The sequence below is a fragment of the Bacillus sp. PK6-026 genome, assembly GCF_054161455.1.
In genome coordinates this window covers 2791858-2809672 of record NZ_CP096418.1, presented here as the reverse complement: position 1 = coordinate 2809672, position 17815 = coordinate 2791858, and the positions used below count along the sequence as shown (strand labels likewise).

The 17815-nt window shown below is 43.9% G+C and carries 21 protein-coding genes and 2 pseudogenes; 15 read left to right on the top strand and 8 right to left on the bottom strand.

Annotated features, from left to right (window positions below):
• Positions 1-34 precede the first annotated feature (34 nt).
• Positions 35-451, top strand: coding sequence for a phosphate-starvation-inducible protein PsiE (gene psiE, locus M1D59_RS14295; protein WP_023855272.1), 417 nt, complete (start codon positions 35-37; stop codon positions 449-451).
• Positions 452-1317: 866 nt separating this feature from the next.
• Here the strand turns inward: psiE and M1D59_RS14290 are convergent.
• Positions 1318-1623 (bottom strand): annotated as a pseudogene (locus M1D59_RS14290) (sigma factor-like helix-turn-helix DNA-binding protein); the annotation flags it as partial.
• 506 nt (positions 1624-2129) lie between these two features.
• On the opposite strand from M1D59_RS14290, the pseudogene M1D59_RS14285 reads away from it, so the two are divergent.
• Positions 2130-2231 (top strand): annotated as a pseudogene (locus M1D59_RS14285) (YolD-like family protein); the annotation flags it as partial.
• A gap of 338 nt (positions 2232-2569) precedes the next feature.
• On the opposite strand, the gene M1D59_RS14280 reads toward M1D59_RS14285, so the two are convergent.
• The 4 genes from M1D59_RS14280 to sigK form a co-directional block, all read right to left on the bottom strand.
• Positions 2570-3127 (bottom strand): hypothetical protein, encoded by a 558-nt coding sequence (locus tag M1D59_RS14280; RefSeq protein WP_458117476.1) that lies wholly within the window; start codon positions 3125-3127, stop codon positions 2570-2572.
• A 67-nt stretch (positions 3128-3194) separates the two neighbouring features.
• Entirely contained in the window at positions 3195-3662 is a 468-nt protein-coding gene (locus M1D59_RS14275) for a hypothetical protein (RefSeq protein ID WP_026579257.1), read from the bottom strand.
• A 33-nt stretch (positions 3663-3695) separates the two neighbouring features.
• Entirely contained in the window at positions 3696-4175 is a 480-nt protein-coding gene (locus M1D59_RS14270; RefSeq protein WP_023855267.1) for a hypothetical protein, read from the bottom strand.
• Between the two features lie 673 nt (positions 4176-4848).
• Positions 4849-5574 (bottom strand): RNA polymerase sporulation sigma factor SigK, encoded by a 726-nt coding sequence (sigK, locus tag M1D59_RS14265; protein ID WP_023855266.1) that lies wholly within the window; start codon positions 5572-5574, stop codon positions 4849-4851.
• A 272-nt stretch (positions 5575-5846) separates the two neighbouring features.
• Here sigK and M1D59_RS14260 point away from each other — a divergent pair, with 272 nt between their 5' ends.
• Positions 5847-6026, top strand: coding sequence for a hypothetical protein (locus M1D59_RS14260; RefSeq protein WP_023855265.1), 180 nt, complete (start codon positions 5847-5849; stop codon positions 6024-6026).
• Between the two features lie 76 nt (positions 6027-6102).
• Here the strand turns inward: M1D59_RS14260 and M1D59_RS14255 are convergent, their stop codons facing one another.
• Together M1D59_RS14255 and fdhF are read right to left on the bottom strand one after the other, a co-directional pair.
• Positions 6103-6582 (bottom strand): helical membrane plugin domain-containing protein, encoded by a 480-nt coding sequence (locus M1D59_RS14255; RefSeq protein ID WP_025811120.1) that lies wholly within the window; start codon positions 6580-6582, stop codon positions 6103-6105.
• Positions 6583-6603: 21 nt separating this feature from the next.
• Entirely contained in the window at positions 6604-9543 is a 2940-nt protein-coding gene (fdhF, locus tag M1D59_RS14250) for a formate dehydrogenase subunit alpha (RefSeq protein WP_458117475.1), read from the bottom strand.
• Positions 9544-9850: 307 nt separating this feature from the next.
• Between fdhF and M1D59_RS14245 the strand changes: the two genes are divergently transcribed.
• The 4 genes from M1D59_RS14245 to M1D59_RS14230 all read left to right on the top strand — a co-directional run bounded on the left by M1D59_RS14245 (position 9851) and on the right by M1D59_RS14230 (position 12120).
• Positions 9851-10222, top strand: a complete 372-nt coding sequence (locus M1D59_RS14245) for a Na-translocating system protein MpsC family protein (RefSeq protein ID WP_025811122.1) — start codon at positions 9851-9853, stop codon at positions 10220-10222.
• 27 nt (positions 10223-10249) lie between these two features.
• A complete protein-coding gene (locus tag M1D59_RS14240; RefSeq protein WP_096748243.1) occupies positions 10250-11011 on the top strand; it encodes a GNAT family N-acetyltransferase in 762 nt (253 codons plus the stop codon).
• 144 nt (positions 11012-11155) lie between these two features.
• The gene (locus M1D59_RS14235) at positions 11156-11887 is read left to right on the top strand and encodes an SGNH/GDSL hydrolase family protein (RefSeq protein WP_020452283.1); all 732 of its coding nucleotides are present in this window, start codon (positions 11156-11158) and stop codon (positions 11885-11887) included.
• A 77-nt stretch (positions 11888-11964) separates the two neighbouring features.
• Entirely contained in the window at positions 11965-12120 is a 156-nt protein-coding gene (locus M1D59_RS14230; RefSeq protein WP_023855260.1) for a hypothetical protein, read from the top strand.
• Positions 12121-12234: 114 nt separating this feature from the next.
• Here the strand turns inward: M1D59_RS14230 and sda are convergent, their stop codons facing one another.
• Positions 12235-12375 (bottom strand): sporulation histidine kinase inhibitor Sda, encoded by a 141-nt coding sequence (sda, locus tag M1D59_RS14225; RefSeq protein ID WP_003183713.1) that lies wholly within the window; start codon positions 12373-12375, stop codon positions 12235-12237.
• A gap of 368 nt (positions 12376-12743) precedes the next feature.
• Here sda and M1D59_RS14220 point away from each other — a divergent pair, with 368 nt between their 5' ends.
• Genes M1D59_RS14220 through M1D59_RS14185 form a run of 8 tightly spaced genes read left to right on the top strand, consistent with a single transcriptional unit; the run spans position 12744 to position 17769 of the window.
• A complete protein-coding gene (locus tag M1D59_RS14220; protein WP_020452282.1) occupies positions 12744-13262 on the top strand; it encodes a YqeG family HAD IIIA-type phosphatase in 519 nt (172 codons plus the stop codon).
• Positions 13263-13265: 3 nt separating this feature from the next.
• Positions 13266-14366: a ribosome biogenesis GTPase YqeH gene (gene yqeH, locus M1D59_RS14215; RefSeq protein WP_224067297.1), complete on the top strand. Its 1101-nt coding sequence runs from the start codon at positions 13266-13268 to the stop codon at positions 14364-14366.
• A 19-nt stretch (positions 14367-14385) separates the two neighbouring features.
• Positions 14386-15222, top strand: a complete 837-nt coding sequence (gene aroE, locus M1D59_RS14210) for a shikimate dehydrogenase (RefSeq protein WP_020452280.1) — start codon at positions 14386-14388, stop codon at positions 15220-15222.
• On the top strand, positions 15216-15506 hold the full coding sequence (gene yhbY / locus M1D59_RS14205; protein WP_003183704.1) for a ribosome assembly RNA-binding protein YhbY: 291 nt from the start codon (positions 15216-15218) through the stop codon (positions 15504-15506). The genes aroE and yhbY overlap by 7 nt, the downstream gene beginning before the upstream one ends.
• Positions 15507-15524: 18 nt before the next feature.
• On the top strand, positions 15525-16094 hold the full coding sequence (locus tag M1D59_RS14200; RefSeq protein WP_224067296.1) for a nicotinate-nucleotide adenylyltransferase: 570 nt from the start codon (positions 15525-15527) through the stop codon (positions 16092-16094).
• Positions 16084-16647 (top strand): bis(5'-nucleosyl)-tetraphosphatase (symmetrical) YqeK, encoded by a 564-nt coding sequence (yqeK, locus tag M1D59_RS14195; RefSeq protein WP_026579268.1) that lies wholly within the window; start codon positions 16084-16086, stop codon positions 16645-16647. Before M1D59_RS14200 ends, yqeK begins: the two co-directional genes overlap by 11 nt.
• 13 nt (positions 16648-16660) lie before the next feature.
• Positions 16661-17017 (top strand): ribosome silencing factor, encoded by a 357-nt coding sequence (gene rsfS / locus M1D59_RS14190; RefSeq protein WP_023855256.1) that lies wholly within the window; start codon positions 16661-16663, stop codon positions 17015-17017.
• Positions 17014-17769, top strand: coding sequence for a class I SAM-dependent DNA methyltransferase (locus M1D59_RS14185; RefSeq protein WP_224067295.1), 756 nt, complete (start codon positions 17014-17016; stop codon positions 17767-17769). Before rsfS ends, M1D59_RS14185 begins: the two co-directional genes overlap by 4 nt.
• The last annotated feature ends 46 nt before the right edge of the window (positions 17770-17815 follow it).

Sequence of the window (17815 nt, the reverse complement as noted above, 5' to 3'; positions counted from 1 at the left end):
AAACCACGAATATATTGAAATAGGAGACAACATGATGAGATTTTCCAACAAATTCAAAAAGGTGCCTTACCTGTTACAAGCGCTTCTCAATGTCTGTCTGTTCTTCCTGGCGATAGCCTTAAGCGCACTTCTGATCAGTGAGACATGGTACATTGTGCAATTCGTATACAAGTCACTGTTCAACAAAGTGGACAGCTATTATGAGATGCTTGGAGAACTGCTTATATTCTTCATGTACTTTGAGTTCATTGCTTTGATTATCAAATACTTCAAATCAGACTTTCATTTCCCGCTTCGCTACTTCATTTATATTGGCATCACAGCTGTCATTCGTTTGATTATCATCGATCATGATCAGGCGATCTCAACGTTCTGGTGGGCGATGGCCATTCTTGCAATGATCTGTGGATTCTTTATTGCCAATAGACGAAATTCTGTTGTTGAACATTAATAAATTAGTTCACTTTATGCGATACGCCGCCGAAATGTCCTAATTGTGAATGGGAACTGGAACAGAATAAAAAAATTGATAATCGGTATTTATAAGTCTAGCTGTTTAATGTCAGTTCAGAAATCTGTAGTGGATCAAAGTGGATTGTGGTTGTGAGTGGATATCTGAATGTATTTTTTGGCTACTTTAACAGACATGTCCCGATGACATAGCATTAAGAACTGAAAATCGCTTCTTTATTTTAAAAGGAAGAGGTTGAAATTCTTAATAAATAAGATGAAAAAGTTAGGATGGACGTTTATTGTTTTTTCTCGCTATTTTTTAACCATAATTGATATAAACGTATAGAAATGTAATGAAAATAAACTTTCATAACCAATGAGATAGATTTACTATATTGAGGGCCCAGTAATATAGAATACAGATCGATGGTTCAAGCCATCGGTTTTTTATTTGTTTTCATACTGAAAATCACCCATTAGGACAAACAGTTATTACATAGCATTACCCAAGGTGTGATGTATTTATGAAGGTGATGCTCATCGAGGGACCGCAAGCTGACAAATGCATGAACGATTCCTCTCATTATTTAATAAAACTTGATAGGAAGTAGATCCAGAGTGATGGCAATGTATATAAGGGTATGGATCGAGCAACCATACCCAGATCGAGGCCTGTATAAAGAAAGCAGGGACGATGCGATTAAAGAACTCATAATCAGTTATCTGCTATGATCCAGATTGTCTTTCTCATAGAGCTTATTAGTGTGCAAAAACAATTTTCATAACTCTTTCATCTATTTCTTTTAAAATAAACTTTAGTGAAAATAGAGAAAAGCCGGAATGTCCAATCCGGCCTTTGCTAAATTATTTCCCCTTCGCCTTCTTCCGCTTCTCCTTCTCCGCCCGATAAAACTCATGAAACATCTTCATCAGCGCGCGCTTCTCAATCCGCGACACATAGCTCCGCTAGATCCCAAGCTCCTTCGCGATCTCGCGCTGCGTTTTTTCCTTCTTCAAATCAAGACCGAAGCGGCCGACGATGACTTCCTTTTCCTGTCCGTCCAGAATGTCGATGTATTTTTTCACTTTTTCAAGCTCCATGTTGAGCTGGATGGTGTCGATGACGTCTTCGTTTTCCGATTTGAGGACATTGATGAGGCTGATTTCGTTGACTCCTAGAGGTTATCCGTTTTTGTTGTATTAAAGTAATAAAGAATTTTTAAGTTTAACGTTATTTAAAAAAGAAACATACATACGTATTTGGTATGTCCCCCATGATGCTATTCACACGTATGAAAGTAACGGTCTTGAAAATATGTGGGGAGACGCACAAACAATTGCAATGAAAATTAAAGATGACATGAAAAGATAATTTGGTTTGCCATGAACTGTTGGAATTGAACCGAATACGCTGCTGGCAAAACTCTGTCTTGACACGAGTTTTTGGGCATGCCGAGATGTGAAAACAAAGAAATTTCAGTTTCTCTTTCCAATATTCAGGAGACAATTTAATCAAGCTCAATCTATTTCGCCCTGATCAAGAAAAAAGCGAATACTTGGGTACGTTATGGACGGTTTCAGAGAACGGTACGGCTCGTCAGCACTTCTACACGAAGTTTTTTATACAAACGCCGGAACCGCAAGATTGAGATTAAAGTTAGAAAGGAAAATTGTGTATGCTGCGGGACAGAGGAAGTATCAAATGGGTGTCAATGATGTTACCGGAACACGTTGAATTGCTCAAAGAATATCATGAAAGTCTTGATAAAGTGAAAAAGCTGGTTGGTTGTCATATCATTTTTAATGACCTTTCTAAAATGGAGTCGTGTAGTTTATACGGTCACTGATACTCCTTCGTCTATATCCACTTACATTCTTCTGCTGAATGATAATGTCCATTACTCTATCTAAATTGCTCCCAGCTCTTTTGATGTTGTAGATGATGCACCAAAGAGCTTTTTCTACACACCTGCAGCCTTTCCTTGTGCAAGAGGGGAAGTGTCTACACGTAGCCCCACATGCAATGCACTACTTATCCCATTTTCTTCTCCCCACTGAAAAATTCTGATCTCTCCTTCTCTAAATATTTATATAGACACAGTATTTTTTACTGTGCCTATCCTAACTTTTCCCTTGATATCTCATCTAGGTTAGAAAAAAGAATGTCACACCCTAAGAACAGAAATGTAATAAAAAAGGATAAAAGTAACTCTCCACCTTGAAATATGGATACATTACTTAGATGGCTATTTGTAACATACTCTATGGAGAAATAAACGGCTATCCACGCAACAGCAAACTCAAATATATAAGTTACCCACTTAGGAATTCTAACAAATATTGAGAGTCCTTTTATAACTGCCATAAGTATAAGCATGTAAACAAGTGCTAATGAGCTTACTAATAAAGAAAATATGTATAAATCAGATCTAGAGCTATAATTTACATAGTCGCCTAAGAAATGATTAACACCTAAAGAAACAAAATAAATAATTAGGCTAGGAACAGCCATTGCAAAGAATAAACAAAAGCCTATGAGGAGGATAAAAGATATGAACGCCAAGGTGTTTGGGGGATTATCTATAACCCCCTTTTTAATCAAAAGTAAAAACAAAACACAGGAAATAACCAAACATGAAAGTATAGCTAGAGTTATTGCTGTAAAGATAGTCATCTTTGACCTCCATTAGAAAAGTGCCATTAGTGGGGAACTAACAGCACTTTCTTAAATTTTTTATTCGTTAAATCAGCGTAATAATGAATTTTGCCAATGCTCTTGCCACATCAGGCGGACAGCCAATGCCTCTCAGTCCATTATAAAACTGATTCTCAGTCCATTTTTCGCCTTTATCCATCAACTTAGCTACTTTAGCAGAGTTTTTTCTAACCCATGCGGCGGCCTTTGGAGACAAAGGTCTAAGCATTTGCGATAAAACCCAACCTCCTGAGCGGAGAGCTAATTTAAAGGCTTTATAAGTCCATGACACTGCGCCTTGAGTTTGAAAATTCCCATTAGCAGTAGCTACTGTTTTAACAGGTACATTCTGTGACTTGATAGCGTTTTGTACCCCTTTATGAACAGTCACTTTCATAGCAACAGGAGTAGATGACGCTGTTTTTTCAGATGCTAATGCACCTGATGTGCCTAAGAAAGATGTAAGAAGCGTGGCGCTTAGAACCACTGAAGCTATTCTCTTTTTATTTTTCATATATATTTATCTCCTATTATATTATGAATAATTTTAAAACGATTTAATTGCAATGGTTGTCCAATATGCTAAAACTTTGGCATTTATGTTAGAAAGTCCTGATTTTTTAAGCGAATTATATAGCTTATTTTGGACATCAGACCACCCAAAGGCATAATACTCATCTAAAAGGTCTTTTAGTACGGGTTCTATATACTTTGTAAACCTTTCTTCAAGTTCATTTCTTACTTTCTTTCCTGCAAGCCTTTCTACAAGTTGAAAAAGCTTTGCTTTATTCTTTAGAACTGCCCGGATAGCATCTTTAACAGGCTTTGTAGCAGAGTTTTTATTTTGTAATTCAACCTTTGGTGTGAACAGACTATCTACAGTATAAACAATGGGTACGGATGTTCCAGTGGCATTAGTATCAATCTCATCATTTTCCTTAGCTTGAGATGACTGGACAAAGGAAGTAGAGCCAAGGGCTAAAGAAGCTATTACTATGAATCCTTTAGCTAGTCTATTGATAATCATTTCCTCCTCTACGTATAATTAGTAGCAAACCAGTGACTATGTATTTAGGTTACAACCTGTAATTGTTTGCTTTGGTATGAATTCCCACCTCCTTGTGATTATTCTATCAGTAGTAAAAATATGGGTAAATAGGAAAAAGGAATAATATTTATTTACATAATTTACATTATTAAAAAGTTCAAAAAATATAATTGTGTATAGCTTATCTGTCATATGAGACTCTTTATAAGAGGAGAATAATGTACTAATAAATATTATCCCCTTCCATCTCTACCTTCCCTTTCGCCTTTTGTTTAATAATCTATTTTTAATCAAAATAAGACTTTCTAATGAACTTTACCAGGACTCAATCAGTGCAGGTTAAAGGCTTAGTGATGACTAATTTCATAAAGGCCAAATAAGTTTTCTAAAACCAAACTCAATTGACCTTTAGCAATGTTAAAGCCTATTATTTTGGGAGAGAGGTGCTATAATACTTTTACTCTTAAAAAAGGAGGAGGAACCTTATTAAGTTCCCCCTATATTCGACACAGTGGAGGCTGTAGCTATAGATTTATACTTCTAGTGTTGTAGGTAACTAGCAATTGGTACAGATTCTGCCCTTTCAAAGTAGTTTGCGATTTAAATAAGCAAAAAAAGACCAGGGTTATCTACTTCCTGGCCTTCTTATATTTTATTTTCCCTTCGCACGCTTCCGCTTCTCCTTCTCCGCCCGATAAAACTCATGAAACATCTTCATCAGCGCGCGCTTTTCAATCCGCGACACATAGCTCCGCGAAATCCCAAGCTCCTTCGCGATTTCGCGCTGCGTTTTTTCTTTCTTCAAATCAAGGCCAAATCTGCCGACGATGACTTCCTTTTCCCGTCCGTCCAGAATGTCGATGTATTTTTTGACTTTTTCAAGCTCCATGTTGAGCTGGATGGTGTCGATGACGTCTTCGTTTTCCGATTTGAGGACATCAATGAGGCTGATTTCGTTGCCTTCTTTGTCCTGGCCGATCGGGTCATGGAGGGAGACGTCTTTTTTCGTTTTTTTCAATGCGCGCAAATGCATGAGAATCTCGTTTTCTATACACCGTGCCGCATAAGTGGCGAGCTTTGTTCCTTTTCCGGCTGAATAGCTTTCGATCGCTTTGATCAGCCCGATCGTTCCAATGGAAATCAGGTCTTCTGCATCTTCGCCTGTGTTTTCGAATTTTTTGACGATGTGGGCGACCAGCCGGAGGTTATGCTCGATCAGCATGTTTCTCGCGTGTTCATCCCCCTGGGCCATCAGCTCCAAGTACTTTTTTTCGTCACTGCTTGACAGCGGCTGTGGAAAGGCATTGTTTTTCACATATGATACTAAAAAAACGAGTTCCTTGATGACATAACCGAGCGCTGCAAAAACACCTGTCATTATCGGCACCTCCACATAATGTATGTAGGCAGAAGCCTATATGTAAATGTATGTGGGAGGGGGGATGTCTGTGTCTGTACGCGGCAAAATTGCCGGACTGCCAAATATTTCGGCGTTCTGTTCGGCATGCAGCCGCTTGTTTTCGCAACCGCTTCCATTTTTTAATCGTTTACAAAAGTTAACAATAGCGGGATAATAAAGGCAAGGAGGTGAGGGTGCCGGACGGTTCACCATAGGGTAAACGCTATCAATCAGTTAGTCCGGTGCAGCAGATGAAAAACAAACGTCTGTTCATACTTTCGTTGATTGTGCTGAGCGTGGTCATGATCGGGGTTCAGGAAACCTTCCCAAATCTGCTGACGACAGGGTTAATGACTGTCGTTATTGCAGTGGCAGTTTTTAATATTTTAAAAGAATCGCTGAATAAAAAAGATGAAACACACAGCAAATGAGGCGGTAGAAAGCGACGGTGCTTCTATCGCCAATAGGAAAAACCGGCTCAAAGTGGTGAGCCGGTTTTCTTATTTGTCAGTCTTTCAATGCTTTTCCCATGCCTTTTAAAAATTGCAGACCGAAGCCGACGGCTCGGTTGATGTCAGGGTCGTTCATGGCTTTCAGCAGGTCAAGGACCCCGGTTTTTTTATCGCTTTTTAAAAAGTCTTCTCCTTGTTTTGTGCCGGCGACGATGCTTTCTACCAGTTTCCCCATGACTTCCGGTTCGGCTTTGGAGAGAGCGCCGCCTGCCGCAATGGCTGTATTCATCAGGTTTTTGGCCGGCTCTTTAGACAGCTGGCCGAGGACGATTTTGGCGATATCTTCCTTTGCGCCGATCATGCTGTCTGCGGCATCAAGGACCCCGAGGCCGTTCAGTTCGCCGAGAAGCTTCATCGTTTTTGAAACGGCGGCTTCCTGTTCAGCCAAAAGGGTTTTGAGTTCTTCTAATTTTTCAAGCTTCATTTGCTCCTCAGATTTGTCTTCTTTGCGGATGGCGGTGATGGGAGCTGCCATGTGTGATGACCTCCTTTTGATTTAGTCTGTTAAATGAACGTATCCCGGTCGCTTCCATTTCCGCTCGACTTCAGCTCCGTTTTGCGGATGGCGTTTCTTATTGCGCGGATTTGTTTTCGGAAGCGGCGGTTCTGCGCATCCGCCGAGCACTTCCATACGCACCTTTGTCTGCTTGTAAGCAGGTGTATTGGTACGCGCATCTACTGTGGGGCCGGTCAAGAAATTGATTGCAGATTCTTTATCTGTCGAGTTCATCGGCAAATACAACTCGTTCGCTCTAACCCGGTCTGTCACAAGCGCGGTTAATTTTACGGCGCCAAACGGCGAGATCAGTCTGACCTGCGATCCGTCGCAGATGCCCCTGTCTTTGGCAAGCTCAGGCGAGACTTCAACAAAGACGTCCGGCACTTTCGCCTGGATGCCTGCCGATTTGTTCGTCATATTTCCTTCGTGAAAATGCTCCAGCATTCGGCCGTTGTTAATGTGAAGGTCGTATTCTTCAGGGAATTCGGCCGGCTCTGTCCAGTCTGCGAGGGCAAAGCGCGCTTTCCGGTCAGGGAAGTTAAAGCCGTCTTCATATAAAAGAGGCGTGCTTTCTCCGGTCAGGCTGCCCCACAGGAAGCTGTTCCATCCTTCAATTGCGTCATAATCGGCCTTTGCGAACAGCGGTGACAGGCTTGCCATTTCTGAAAAAATATCTCCCGGGTGGCTGTAATGCCAGTTAACTCCAAGCCGGTTTGCGATGTCTTGAATGATGACCCAGTCCGGCTTTGCGTCTCCGAGCGGCGAAAGGGCCTGATACAATCGCTGTACGCGTCTTTCCGTGTTTGTAAAAGTTCCTTCTTTTTCAAGCGAAGCTGACGCAGGGAGAACAACGTCGGCGTATTGGGCTGTTTTCGAAAGGAACATATCCTGAACCACAAGGAAATCAAGGCTTGATAAAATGTCATGGACCCGGTTTGCGTTTGAATCGACTAAAGCCATATCTTCTCCGACGATATACATAGCTTTCATTTTGCCTTCTTCAACGGCGTGAAGCATTTCGATGTTGTCAAGTCCGGGTTTCTCGTTGATTGTTGTGCCGTAAGCTTTTTCGAACTTTTTCCGCGCTTTGTCATCTGTAATGTGCTGATATCCCGGAAGCCAGCCGGGAAGCGTCCCCATGTCGCATGCGCCCTGGACATTGTTATGGCCGCGGAGCGGGTACGCCCCAGCGCCCGGGCGGCGGTAATTACCGGTAGCTAAAAGCAGGTTTGAAATCGCGGCGGACGTGTCGGAACCGCCTGTGTTTTGGGTGACTCCCATTCCCCAGAGGACGCACGTACCGTCGGCGTCGCGGATCATCTCAGCGATTTGGATCAGCGTCTGTTGATTGATGCCTGTGATTTTTTCTGCATATTCAAGGGTGTATGTCTCAAGCGATTGCTTATATTCTTCAAAGAAATTGACGTTTTCATTGATAAACGCTTGATCGTGCCAGCCTTGGTCAATCATATACTTGGTCACGGCCATCAGCCATACTTGATCAGTTCCTTGCCGCGGTCTGATAAACAGATCCGAGCGTTCGGCCATTTCGTTTTTGCGAAGGTCAGCGACGATCAGCTTTTGTCCGTGAAGCTTATGGGCGCGCTTCACACGGGTTGCCAGTACCGGGTGGCCTTCGGCCGGGTTGGCGCCGACGATGATGACGAGGCCTGCTTTCGCGATGTCTTGAATGGTGCCAGCATCGCCGCCCATGCCGACTGTGCGGAACAATCCGTCCGTTGCCGGAGACTGGCAGTACCGCGAGCAGTTGTCGACATTGTTCGTGCCAAATACTTGCCGCGCCAGCTTTTGCATCAAGTAGTTTTCTTCATTCGTAATTTTTGAAGACGAAATAAACCCGACGGCGTCTTTTCCGCTCTGCTCCCGAATTGAGCCTAATTTGCGGGCGACGTAGTCAAGCGCTTCTTCCCAAGTTGATTCGACAAATTCGTCATTTTTGCGGATCAGCGGTTTGGTCAAACGCTCTTCCGCATTTACGAAATCCCATCCGAATTTCCCTTTCACACACGTCGAAATGGCGTTGACGGGAGCTTCTGACACCGGCTGAATTTTTAAGATGTCACGGCCTTTTGTCCATACTTCATATGAACAGCCGACACCGCAAAATGTACAGACGGTCTTTGTCTTTTTGATCCGCTGTGAACGCATCGCCGCCTCGACTTCTGAAACGGCAAAGATGCTGCTGTATCCCGGCTCTACATCTTTGACAAGGTCGATCATCGGCTCCATGACATCCGGTTTGATGCCTGTCATGAACCCGGCTTTTCCAAGCATCGATTTTTCCATTAACGCATTGCACGGACAAACCGTGACACACTGCCCGCAGCTGACGCATGATGACTCGTTGATTGAAACGCCTTCATCCCAGATCACCCGCGGACGGTCACGCTCCCAGTCAATTGAGAGCGTCTCATTGACCTGCAGGTTTTGGCAGACTTCAACACATTGTCCGCATGCGATGCACTGATTCGGATCATAGCGGTAAAAGGGATGCGACATATCGACTGCGCAAGACGGGTCTTCTTTTGGCGTGTAAGGGTATTTCTGCTCTTCGATTCCCATCATTTCTGCCGTATTATGTAGCGTACAGTTGCCGTTGTTGTTGTCGCATACCGTACAATAAAGCAAATGGTTTTCGAGCAGGCGGTCCATTGCTTCTTTTTGTGCTGCTTTGACCCGTTCTCCAGACAGGCTGACCGTCATTCCGTCTTCTGCCCGCAGGGAGCATGCCCGCTTTAATTTTCCGTCTGCTTCCACAATACAGGTATCACACGTTTGAATAGGATCCGTCTCTGGAACATGGCATATTTGCGGGTGTTCAAACCCGTTTTTGTTCAATATGTCTAAAACGGTTGCCCCGGCCGCTGCTTTAATTTCTTTGCCGTCTATCCGGACACTGATTGGCTTTCCGTCCATCTTTATTCCCCTCCATCATCTTTTCAAAATCAAAAAAGCCATGTACATATATACCGAATCCTGGCGTGGAAAGCGGTATAAACATACATGGCGGAATAGTTTACTAGCAAAGCTTACTAACAGACCAATCCTATATTGTCAGAATTCGATAGATTCATAACACGACGGTATTACAAATCCATCAGCCCGGCTTTTATTATAAAGTGATATTGATTATAATTCAATAGAATAGGAAAATTTTAACCAAGTGAAATGTCTAAGGGGACATCGAGACAGATGGAAGGTTTAAACGGAAGGGGTAAGCATGATGTCTAAAAAAATCCACGAATTCAACGATATGATCCGCAAGCTTCGAAAAGAGCTGTTTGGCAAGGGGCCTGAACGGATTCACACAGTCTTTGTCGACAATATGGCAGTTTCGACGCTTTACGGCAATTTGACGGCGAGCGAGCAATTTATCGCAAGCACGTCGGAGGGAAGGGAAATGGTCCATGCCGCAAGGACGACCCTGATTCAGAAACACTACTCCAATCACGTGCCGGAAGGAATGGAGCAGCTCATCGGAGCGAAGCTCGAGCACCTTTTTACAGACATCAAAATTCAGGAGGATATTGCGGTGTCTGTTTTTATCTTTGACCGCAATATTGAATACGGCACCGAATCAGCCAGCGGGGCTTGACGGTCTCAAGTTCGAGGAGGAGTTATGATGATTGAACTGAAATCGAGTGAAAAACGAAAAGCAAAGGTTTTGTTAACAGACGAAAGTCCGACATTCGCGCATGCGATAGCCGAAGGACTTATCGAAGGAAACGTTTATGTCGATGATTTCTTCACACCGGCCACTGTTCTTTTTCGAACAGCTGCCGGGATTTATTATGTCGCTGGAGATATCCCCGACAGCGGAAGGAGCGAATGGCTTCACTATTTGAATGAACAGAGGAACGGAGCGCGCTTTACCGTGTTTTCGGCTTCTGAGGAGTGGGACGCCTTTTTAATTGGGGGGCTTGGCGATCCTCTGCAGCAAATGGAGCGCGTGTCATTTTTCCTTGGAAAAGAGGAATATGTTCGCAGCGCCGCATTTGCTGGTGTTGAAAGATTTTCTGAAGATGACTTTCAAAAAAGCGCGAATTTCACGGAAAAATACGCGATTGAGTATTGGGGAGGGCCAGGCCGTTTTTTGAAGAACGGTTTCGGATTTAAAGTGTCGCATGAAGGTGTGATCGCCAGTGAATGTGTCACCATTTTTTGTTCGGAACGCTTTGCCGAAGTTGATATCGTAACACACCCGGATTACAGGGGACGTGGGTTTGCAGCCCGCTGCGCCGGCGCTTTTATCGCATATGCAATAGAGAACCGCTTGAAACCGCGCTGGGATTGCGACCGGCAAAACGTTGCATCGATTCGCCTCGCTGAAAAATTAGGCTTTCGACCTGTCAAAACATATACATTGTTTGTCGGAAAACCGTGAACCAATACGAATGTTTTTAAACAGGGGGGACAGGTTAAATGCATAGTAAGGACTATACGCTTGCAGGATGGCAGAGATTTCTCCCATTGAAAGTGCAGCTTCTCTCCTATATGATCGTAGTATTGGCTTTTGGAGGTGGAACGAATGAAAAAAAGCTTGGTGATGGTCCTCATCTTTCTGCTTCTGCTTGCAGGCTGCGGAGAGGACGATCCCAGAAAAGTCGTAGCATTTGGAGACAGCAATACACGCGGCTCAAATTGGCAATTTCGCGATTATCCAAAAGCGGAAAAATGGGTCAATTTACTTCAGACTTCCCTTCAAGGGCAGTACAAAATAAATAATGCGGGAATAGGCGGAGAAACGACAGAAGACGCCAGGCTTCGGTTCAGGAAGGATGTGCTGGATGAGCAGCCGGCATATCTTTTTATCATGTTCGGAACAAATGATGCAGCAATTCTTGCGAAAGGGCTGCCGCGCGTATCCAAAAAAAGGTTTAAAGAAAACCTCTATTATTTTGTTAAAGAAAGCCGCCGCCGCGGAATAGAGCCGATATTAATGACGTGCCTGCCGATCGTCGAAGGAAGCGGGGACAACATCTTTTATTATGCAAGATACCGGGCTGCTTCGTTTGAAAAATACGGAGGAGCGCGCAAATGGCACGATTCCTATAATGATGTCACAAGGGAAACGGCGCGTGAACTTGATGTGCCGCTGATCGACAACTGGAAAAACATCGTGAAAAAAGCAGGCGGAGCTACAGATGAGAAGCTGATCCATTCGGGGTTTATCGACCCATCGGGAAATCACTTAACCCCAAAAGGCGCGCGAATTATTTTTGAAGGAATTAATGAAAGTAAAGTCATAAAAACTTCTTGATTTAAGTAAAAGGCCTAGCCATTTCTCCTTTTTCTTCATAGGCTGTTACTATAACAGTCTAAAGGAGGAATGATGCGATGGGATATCCTTTTCCCGCTGGTCCGTGTTCTTACCCGGCTTATCCCGGATATGCAGGCGCCGCATACGGATATGCGTTCGTTGTCGTCCTTTTAGTCGTCCTGCTCGTCATCGGCGGGTTCTACTGGCTTAGTCCTCACGGATTCTTCAAATAGCACCTCTTTTAGAGAGGTGTTTTTTCATGAAAAACAGTAGTAAGCGTATTATTCAAGTGATATAATATCAACCTAAGTGAAAAAAAGCGGCAAGAGCGCTCGGGAGTGCTTGAGCTATGAAGAGACGGAAAGCAGATGACCGAGCGACCTTCTTTTGATTTCGGTTTCAATCAGCTCGATGAATTCGCGGTTCAAATTCATCTCATTTGCTTTAATGTATGATTCTATTAAAAGTTCATCAGACAGCTTTTTCATACTCGGTACCCATTTAATGGGGAAGACACCTCCTCATAAAAATTGGAATAACCTGTTTGGAATAAGCATAAAATGTTAAGTTATATGATCTTTGTTTGAAGTACCTATAATCTATCATGAATATTGGGCGAGAACAATCGTTCTGTTATCCACACCAAAAAGTGGATAACTTGTGGGTATCATGTTTATAATTTAATAAAAGGTCGATGAAATATGAGTGGATACTGTGTGTAATTTTATCCACACCTGTTGAAGAATCCTATTATATGTCGAAAACTTTTCGGACAGCCGATTTTTTAAGACACTTTTAGATTTGATTCGACACATTGAAAAAAGAAGCAGTAATTGAAAGGAAAGGGTGCGGCTTTGTGTTAAAAAAGTTCTTTTTGCCGGATGAATTTGTAAAAAATATTTTTCATATTACCCCTGAAAAACTAAAAGAGCGCAATGTAAAAGGGATTATTACGGATTTGGACAACACGCTTGTAGAATGGGACAGGCCTAGTGCGACACCGCGTCTCATCGAGTGGTTTGAAGAGATGAAAGAGCACGGCATTAAAGTGACAATTGTCTCAAATAATAATGAAAAACGAGTCAAAATATTTTCTGAACCGCTTAATATCCCGTTTATTTACAAAGCGAAAAAGCCGATGGGCAGAGCTTTCAGAAAAGCCGTCAAAAATATGGGTCTTAAAAAAGAAGACGTCGTTGTCATAGGAGATCAGCTCATGACAGATGTGCTGGGAGGGAACCGCAATGGGTTCCATACCATTCTTGTCGTGCCTGTGGCTGCTTCCGACGGCTTTTTTACGCGTTTCAACCGCCAGGTGGAACGCAGAATTCTCAGCGCTTTAAAACGGAAAGGCCATATTCAGTGGGAGGATTAAAGAATGGAAAAGGTAGTTTGTATCGGATGCGGAGTCGCCATTCAAACCGAAGATAAAAATAAACTGGGCTACGCGCCTGAAGCATCGCTGTTAAAAGATAATGTCATCTGCCAGCGCTGCTTCAGATTGAAAAATTATAACGAAATTCAGGATGTTTCACTGACGGACGATGACTTTTTGAAAATCCTGCACGGCATCGGGGAAACGGATTCGCTTATCGTGAAAATCGTCGATATCTTTGATTTCAACGGAAGCTGGATCAACGGCCTAAACCGCTTTGTCGGAGGCAATCCGATCTTATTAATAGGAAACAAAGCAGACATTCTCCCTAAATCAGTCAAGCGCGAGCGCCTTGTAAACTGGATGAAGCGCGAAGCGAAAGAGCTCGGCTTAAGGCCTGTTGATGTGCTGCTCGTCAGCGCCGGGCGCGGGCAGGGGATAAAAGATGCGATCGACGCGATCGAACATTACAGACAGGGCAAAGACGTATATGTCGTCGGATGTACGAACGTAGGAAAATCAACGTTTATCAATCGGATTATTAAAGAGGTTTCCGGAGAGGGCGACATCATTACGACATCTCAATATCCGGGGACAACGCTTGACGCGATTGAAATTCCTCTGGATGATGGATCGGCGATGTATGATACGCCGGGAATCATCAACCATCATCAAATGGCGCACTATGTCGCGAAACGCGATCTGAAAATATTAACGCCGAAGAAGGAGCTAAAGCCCCGCACCTTTCAGCTGAACGAAGAACAGACGCTGTTTTTCGGCGGATTGTCGCGGTTTGATTATGCAAGCGGAGGCAGATCTTCGTTTGTATGCTATATGCCGAATGAACTCAACATCCACAGAACAAAGCTTGAAAACGCGGATCAGCTGTATGAAAAGCACGCTGGGGAAATGCTTGCTCCCCCTGCAAAAGAAGATCTTGACTCGTTTCCGGAGCTTGTTAAACATACGTTTACGATTAAAGAGCCGAAAACGGACGTTGTGTTCTCGGGCCTCGGCTGGGTAACTGTCCAAGAGGCGAACCAAAAAATTGTCGCCCACGCGCCTAAAGGCGTTCACGTGTTTTTACGCAGATCTCTAATATAAGTGCTAAGGGGAGAGAGTTATGAAACCGATGTACGGACTGATTGGCAATCCGGTGGCTCATTCCATGTCTCCGGACATCCATAATGCGGCTTTGGAGGATCTTTCTTTAGAAGGACATTATCACGCTTTTCGCGTGGAAAACGAAGATCTTGAAGATGCTGTGAAAGGTATGCGGGCCCTTGGCATTCAAGGGTTTAATGTGACGGTCCCCCATAAAGTATCGATCATGAAGCATCTCGACCGTATTGATGAAAGCGCCGAAGCTCTCGGGGCGGTCAACACTGTCAGAAGAGAAAAAGAAGGGCTGGTCGGATATAATACAGATGGAGCAGGATTTCTTAAATCGCTGAAGCCATCCCTTGATCGTCCGCTTTCTGAGCTCTCGATACTGTTGATTGGGGCAGGCGGTGCGGCGAGGGCGATATTTACCACTCTGGCAGCTGAGATGCCGAAGCAGCTGGACGTGGCGAATCGTACACCTGAAAAGGCACTAGCATTCACTAAGCGTTTTGAAGGAGAGGCACGTGCTTTGTCGTTGCAGGAAGCAGAAGCAGACTTGTCAGCATATGATATCGTGATTCAAACGACGTCGGTCGGGATGCACCCGAACATCGAAGCTGCCCCGCTTTCATTGGCGAATGCGAAAGAAACGTGCCTTGTATGCGATATTATCTACAATCCGCTGAAAACGGCCCTGCTGCAGGAGGCTGAAGCAAAAGGCTTGAAAACATTGGACGGAGTCGGCATGTTCATCGGCCAGGCAGCCCTTGCTTTTGAGCTGTGGACCGGACATGAGCCTAATATGGAAAAAATGAAATCAATTGTGTTGCAGCAACTAGGAGGAAAATCATGCTAACAGGAAAACAAAAACGCTATTTGCGCCGGGAAGCGCATCATCTGTCACCGATTTTTCAAGTCGGTAAAGGCGGAGTCAACGAAAACATGGTCAAACAAATCAGTGAAGCGCTTGAAGCCAGGGAATTAATCAAGGTGAGCGTGCTGCAAAACTGCGAGCAGCCTAAAGAGGAAGTAGCCGAAGCGCTGGCGGGCGGAGCACGCGCCGAACTGGTGCAGACGATCGGAAACATTATCGTGCTGTATAAGGAGTCGAAAGAAAATAAAAAAATTGAGCTTCCTTAACGCTTAAAGGTGGTAATCATGAGGAAAATCGGGATTTTTGGAGGGACATTTGATCCTCCGCACAACGGGCATTTATTAATGGCAAATGAAGTCCTGTATAAACTGGATCTTGATGAAATTTGGTTCATGCCCAACCAAATTCCGCCGCATAAACAAAAAAACTCGTTTTCGCTAAGTATGCACAGGGCGGAAATGCTGAAGCTCGCCATATCGGGGAAAGAGCAATTTAAATTGGAGACGATCGAACTCGAAAGGGAAGGCCCTTCTTATACATTTGATACCGTTCGCCTGCTGAAAGACCGATATCCAAACGATAAGTTTTACTTTATTATCGGCGCGGATATGGTGGAATACCTGCCGAAATGGTCAAACATTGACAAGCTTGTCAACATGATTCAATTTGTCGGGGTGAAACGGCCCGGCTTTCAAATTGAGACGCCGTATCCGCTCGTTTTTGTCGAAGTGCCTATTTTTGAAGTATCATCATCTTTACTTAGGGACCGCATTAAAAATCAGCAGCCGACAGATTATTTAATCCCTGACGAAGTGAAGGTCTATGTGAAGGAGAATCATCTATATGAAACGTGAGGAAGCCTTAGCCTGCGTGCAAGAACAGCTGACAGAACAGCGCTACATCCATACGGTCGGTGTAATGGAGACGGCTGTCAAACTTGCCGAACGGTTTGGCGCAGATGTGAAAAAAGCCGAAATCGCCGCGATATTTCATGACTATGCCAAATTTCGCCCGAAAGAGGAAATGAAACAAATCATCCTCAACGGGGGCGGGCCGCTTGAAGTGCTCGATTTTCATCATGAACTTTGGCATGCGCCGGCAGGAGCAGCGCTTGTCAAAACAGAGGTTGGAATTACGGATGAAGACATCCTGTCAGCCATTCGATTCCATACATCTGGGAGGCCGAATATGACGCTTCTTGAGAAAGTGATTTATGTAGCGGATTATATCGAGCCGGGCCGCCGTTTTCCAGGGGTTGAAGAGGTTCGGACTCTCGCTGAGGAAGATTTGGATTTGGCGCTTATCCAGGCGTTGAAAAATACGATGACATTTTTAATTTCAAAAAATCAGGCCGTTTATCCGGAAACGGTCGCCACATATAATGCTTTAGTAAACGATAGACACTAGGAGGAATTGCTGAATGGATCAAGCTTCAATTTTAAAAATTGCCGCAGAGGCCTGCGATGATAAACGGGCGGAAGATATGATCGCCTTGAATATGCAGGGGATTTCGCTTGTGGCTGATTATTTTCTGATTTGCCATGGGAATTCTGACAAACAGGTTCAGGCCATTGCCCGGGAAATTAAGGATCAGGCTGAAGAAAATGGAATCAATGTGAAGAAAATGGAGGGCTTTGACGAAGCCAGATGGGTTTTGATCGATTTGGGCGATGTCGTTGTCCACGTTTTCCACAAAGAGGAACGAGGCTATTACAACCTTGAAAAGCTGTGGGGAGACGCGCCGACTGAAGACCTTTCGTTCGGAGTTAATGAATGATTTATAAAGGATTTTCCGGTATTTATGACAAGCTGATGTCTCACGCTCCTTACGATGAGTGGGTCAGCTGGATTGAAAAAACGATCGGTGCACAGCAGAAAGAACGTATACGGATACTTGATCTGGCGTGCGGAACTGGTGAAATATCGGTCCGCTTGGCTGAAAAATGCTACGCTGTCACAGGAATCGATATAAGCGAAGATATGCTTGCACAGGCTCAGTACAAAGCAGCCGTTCGGCAGCTCGATATTCAGTTCTTTCAGCAGGATATGCGCGAGCTTGCCGGACATGGGCAAGAGTTTGACGCGGTTGTGATCTGCTGTGACTCGCTGAATTATCTAAAGAGCGAAAAAGACGTTTTCAATACTTTTAAAAACGTTTTTTCTCTATTAAAAGAAGGCGGGCTTCTTCTGTTTGATGTTCATTCCATTTACAAAATGGATGTCATTTTTCCGGGAAGTACGTATGCCGATCAGGATGAAGAAGTCAGCGTCATTTGGCAAAGCTATGCGGGGGATGAGCCTCATTCAGCTGTTCACGATTTGACCTTCTTCGTAGAAAGCGGAGGCGTATACGAAAGGTTTGATGAATCGCATGAACAGCGGACTTTCCAGACGGAAAAGTATATCAGCTTATTGCGGCAAGCCGGATTTGAGGTGCAGTGCGTGACTGCCGATTTTTCAAAATTGGAGCCTGGCGCAGAGTCGGAACGTCATTTTTATACAGCGAAAAAAACAAAAACCATCGTTTAATCGTAACGATGGTTTTTCATAATGTATTTTTCCTTTGTTGAAAATC

Excerpts from the sequence above, each read along its gene's own strand:
- fdhF (WP_458117475.1), bottom strand. The coding sequence starts at position 9,543 with ATGGACGGAAAGCCAATCAGTGTCCGGATAGACGGCAAAGAAATTAAA.
- M1D59_RS14260 (WP_023855265.1), top strand. The coding sequence starts at position 5,847 with ATGAAAAACAAACGTCTGTTCATACTTTCGTTGATTGTGCTGAGCGTG.
- M1D59_RS14230 (WP_023855260.1), top strand. The coding sequence starts at position 11,965 with ATGGGATATCCTTTTCCCGCTGGTCCGTGTTCTTACCCGGCTTATCCC.
- psiE (WP_023855272.1), top strand. The coding sequence starts at position 35 with ATGAGATTTTCCAACAAATTCAAAAAGGTGCCTTACCTGTTACAAGCG.
- rsfS (WP_023855256.1), top strand. The coding sequence starts at position 16,661 with ATGGATCAAGCTTCAATTTTAAAAATTGCCGCAGAGGCCTGCGATGAT.
- M1D59_RS14270 (WP_023855267.1), bottom strand. The coding sequence starts at position 4,175 with ATGATTATCAATAGACTAGCTAAAGGATTCATAGTAATAGCTTCTTTA.
- sigK (WP_023855266.1), bottom strand. The coding sequence starts at position 5,574 with ATGACAGGTGTTTTTGCAGCGCTCGGTTATGTCATCAAGGAACTCGTT.
- M1D59_RS14235 (WP_020452283.1), top strand. The coding sequence starts at position 11,156 with ATGAAAAAAAGCTTGGTGATGGTCCTCATCTTTCTGCTTCTGCTTGCA.
- M1D59_RS14255 (WP_025811120.1), bottom strand. The coding sequence starts at position 6,582 with ATGGCAGCTCCCATCACCGCCATCCGCAAAGAAGACAAATCTGAGGAG.
- M1D59_RS14280 (WP_458117476.1), bottom strand. The coding sequence starts at position 3,127 with ATGACTATCTTTACAGCAATAACTCTAGCTATACTTTCATGTTTGGTT.
- aroE (WP_020452280.1), top strand. The coding sequence starts at position 14,386 with ATGAAACCGATGTACGGACTGATTGGCAATCCGGTGGCTCATTCCATG.
- yqeH (WP_224067297.1), top strand. The coding sequence starts at position 13,266 with ATGGAAAAGGTAGTTTGTATCGGATGCGGAGTCGCCATTCAAACCGAA.
- yqeK (WP_026579268.1), top strand. The coding sequence starts at position 16,084 with ATGAAACGTGAGGAAGCCTTAGCCTGCGTGCAAGAACAGCTGACAGAA.
- M1D59_RS14185 (WP_224067295.1), top strand. The coding sequence starts at position 17,014 with ATGATTTATAAAGGATTTTCCGGTATTTATGACAAGCTGATGTCTCAC.
- sda (WP_003183713.1), bottom strand. The coding sequence starts at position 12,375 with ATGAAAAAGCTGTCTGATGAACTTTTAATAGAATCATACATTAAAGCA.
- M1D59_RS14275 (WP_026579257.1), bottom strand. The coding sequence starts at position 3,662 with ATGAAAAATAAAAAGAGAATAGCTTCAGTGGTTCTAAGCGCCACGCTT.
- M1D59_RS14245 (WP_025811122.1), top strand. The coding sequence starts at position 9,851 with ATGTCTAAAAAAATCCACGAATTCAACGATATGATCCGCAAGCTTCGA.
- M1D59_RS14240 (WP_096748243.1), top strand. The coding sequence starts at position 10,250 with ATGATTGAACTGAAATCGAGTGAAAAACGAAAAGCAAAGGTTTTGTTA.
- M1D59_RS14200 (WP_224067296.1), top strand. The coding sequence starts at position 15,525 with ATGAGGAAAATCGGGATTTTTGGAGGGACATTTGATCCTCCGCACAAC.
- yhbY (WP_003183704.1), top strand. The coding sequence starts at position 15,216 with ATGCTAACAGGAAAACAAAAACGCTATTTGCGCCGGGAAGCGCATCAT.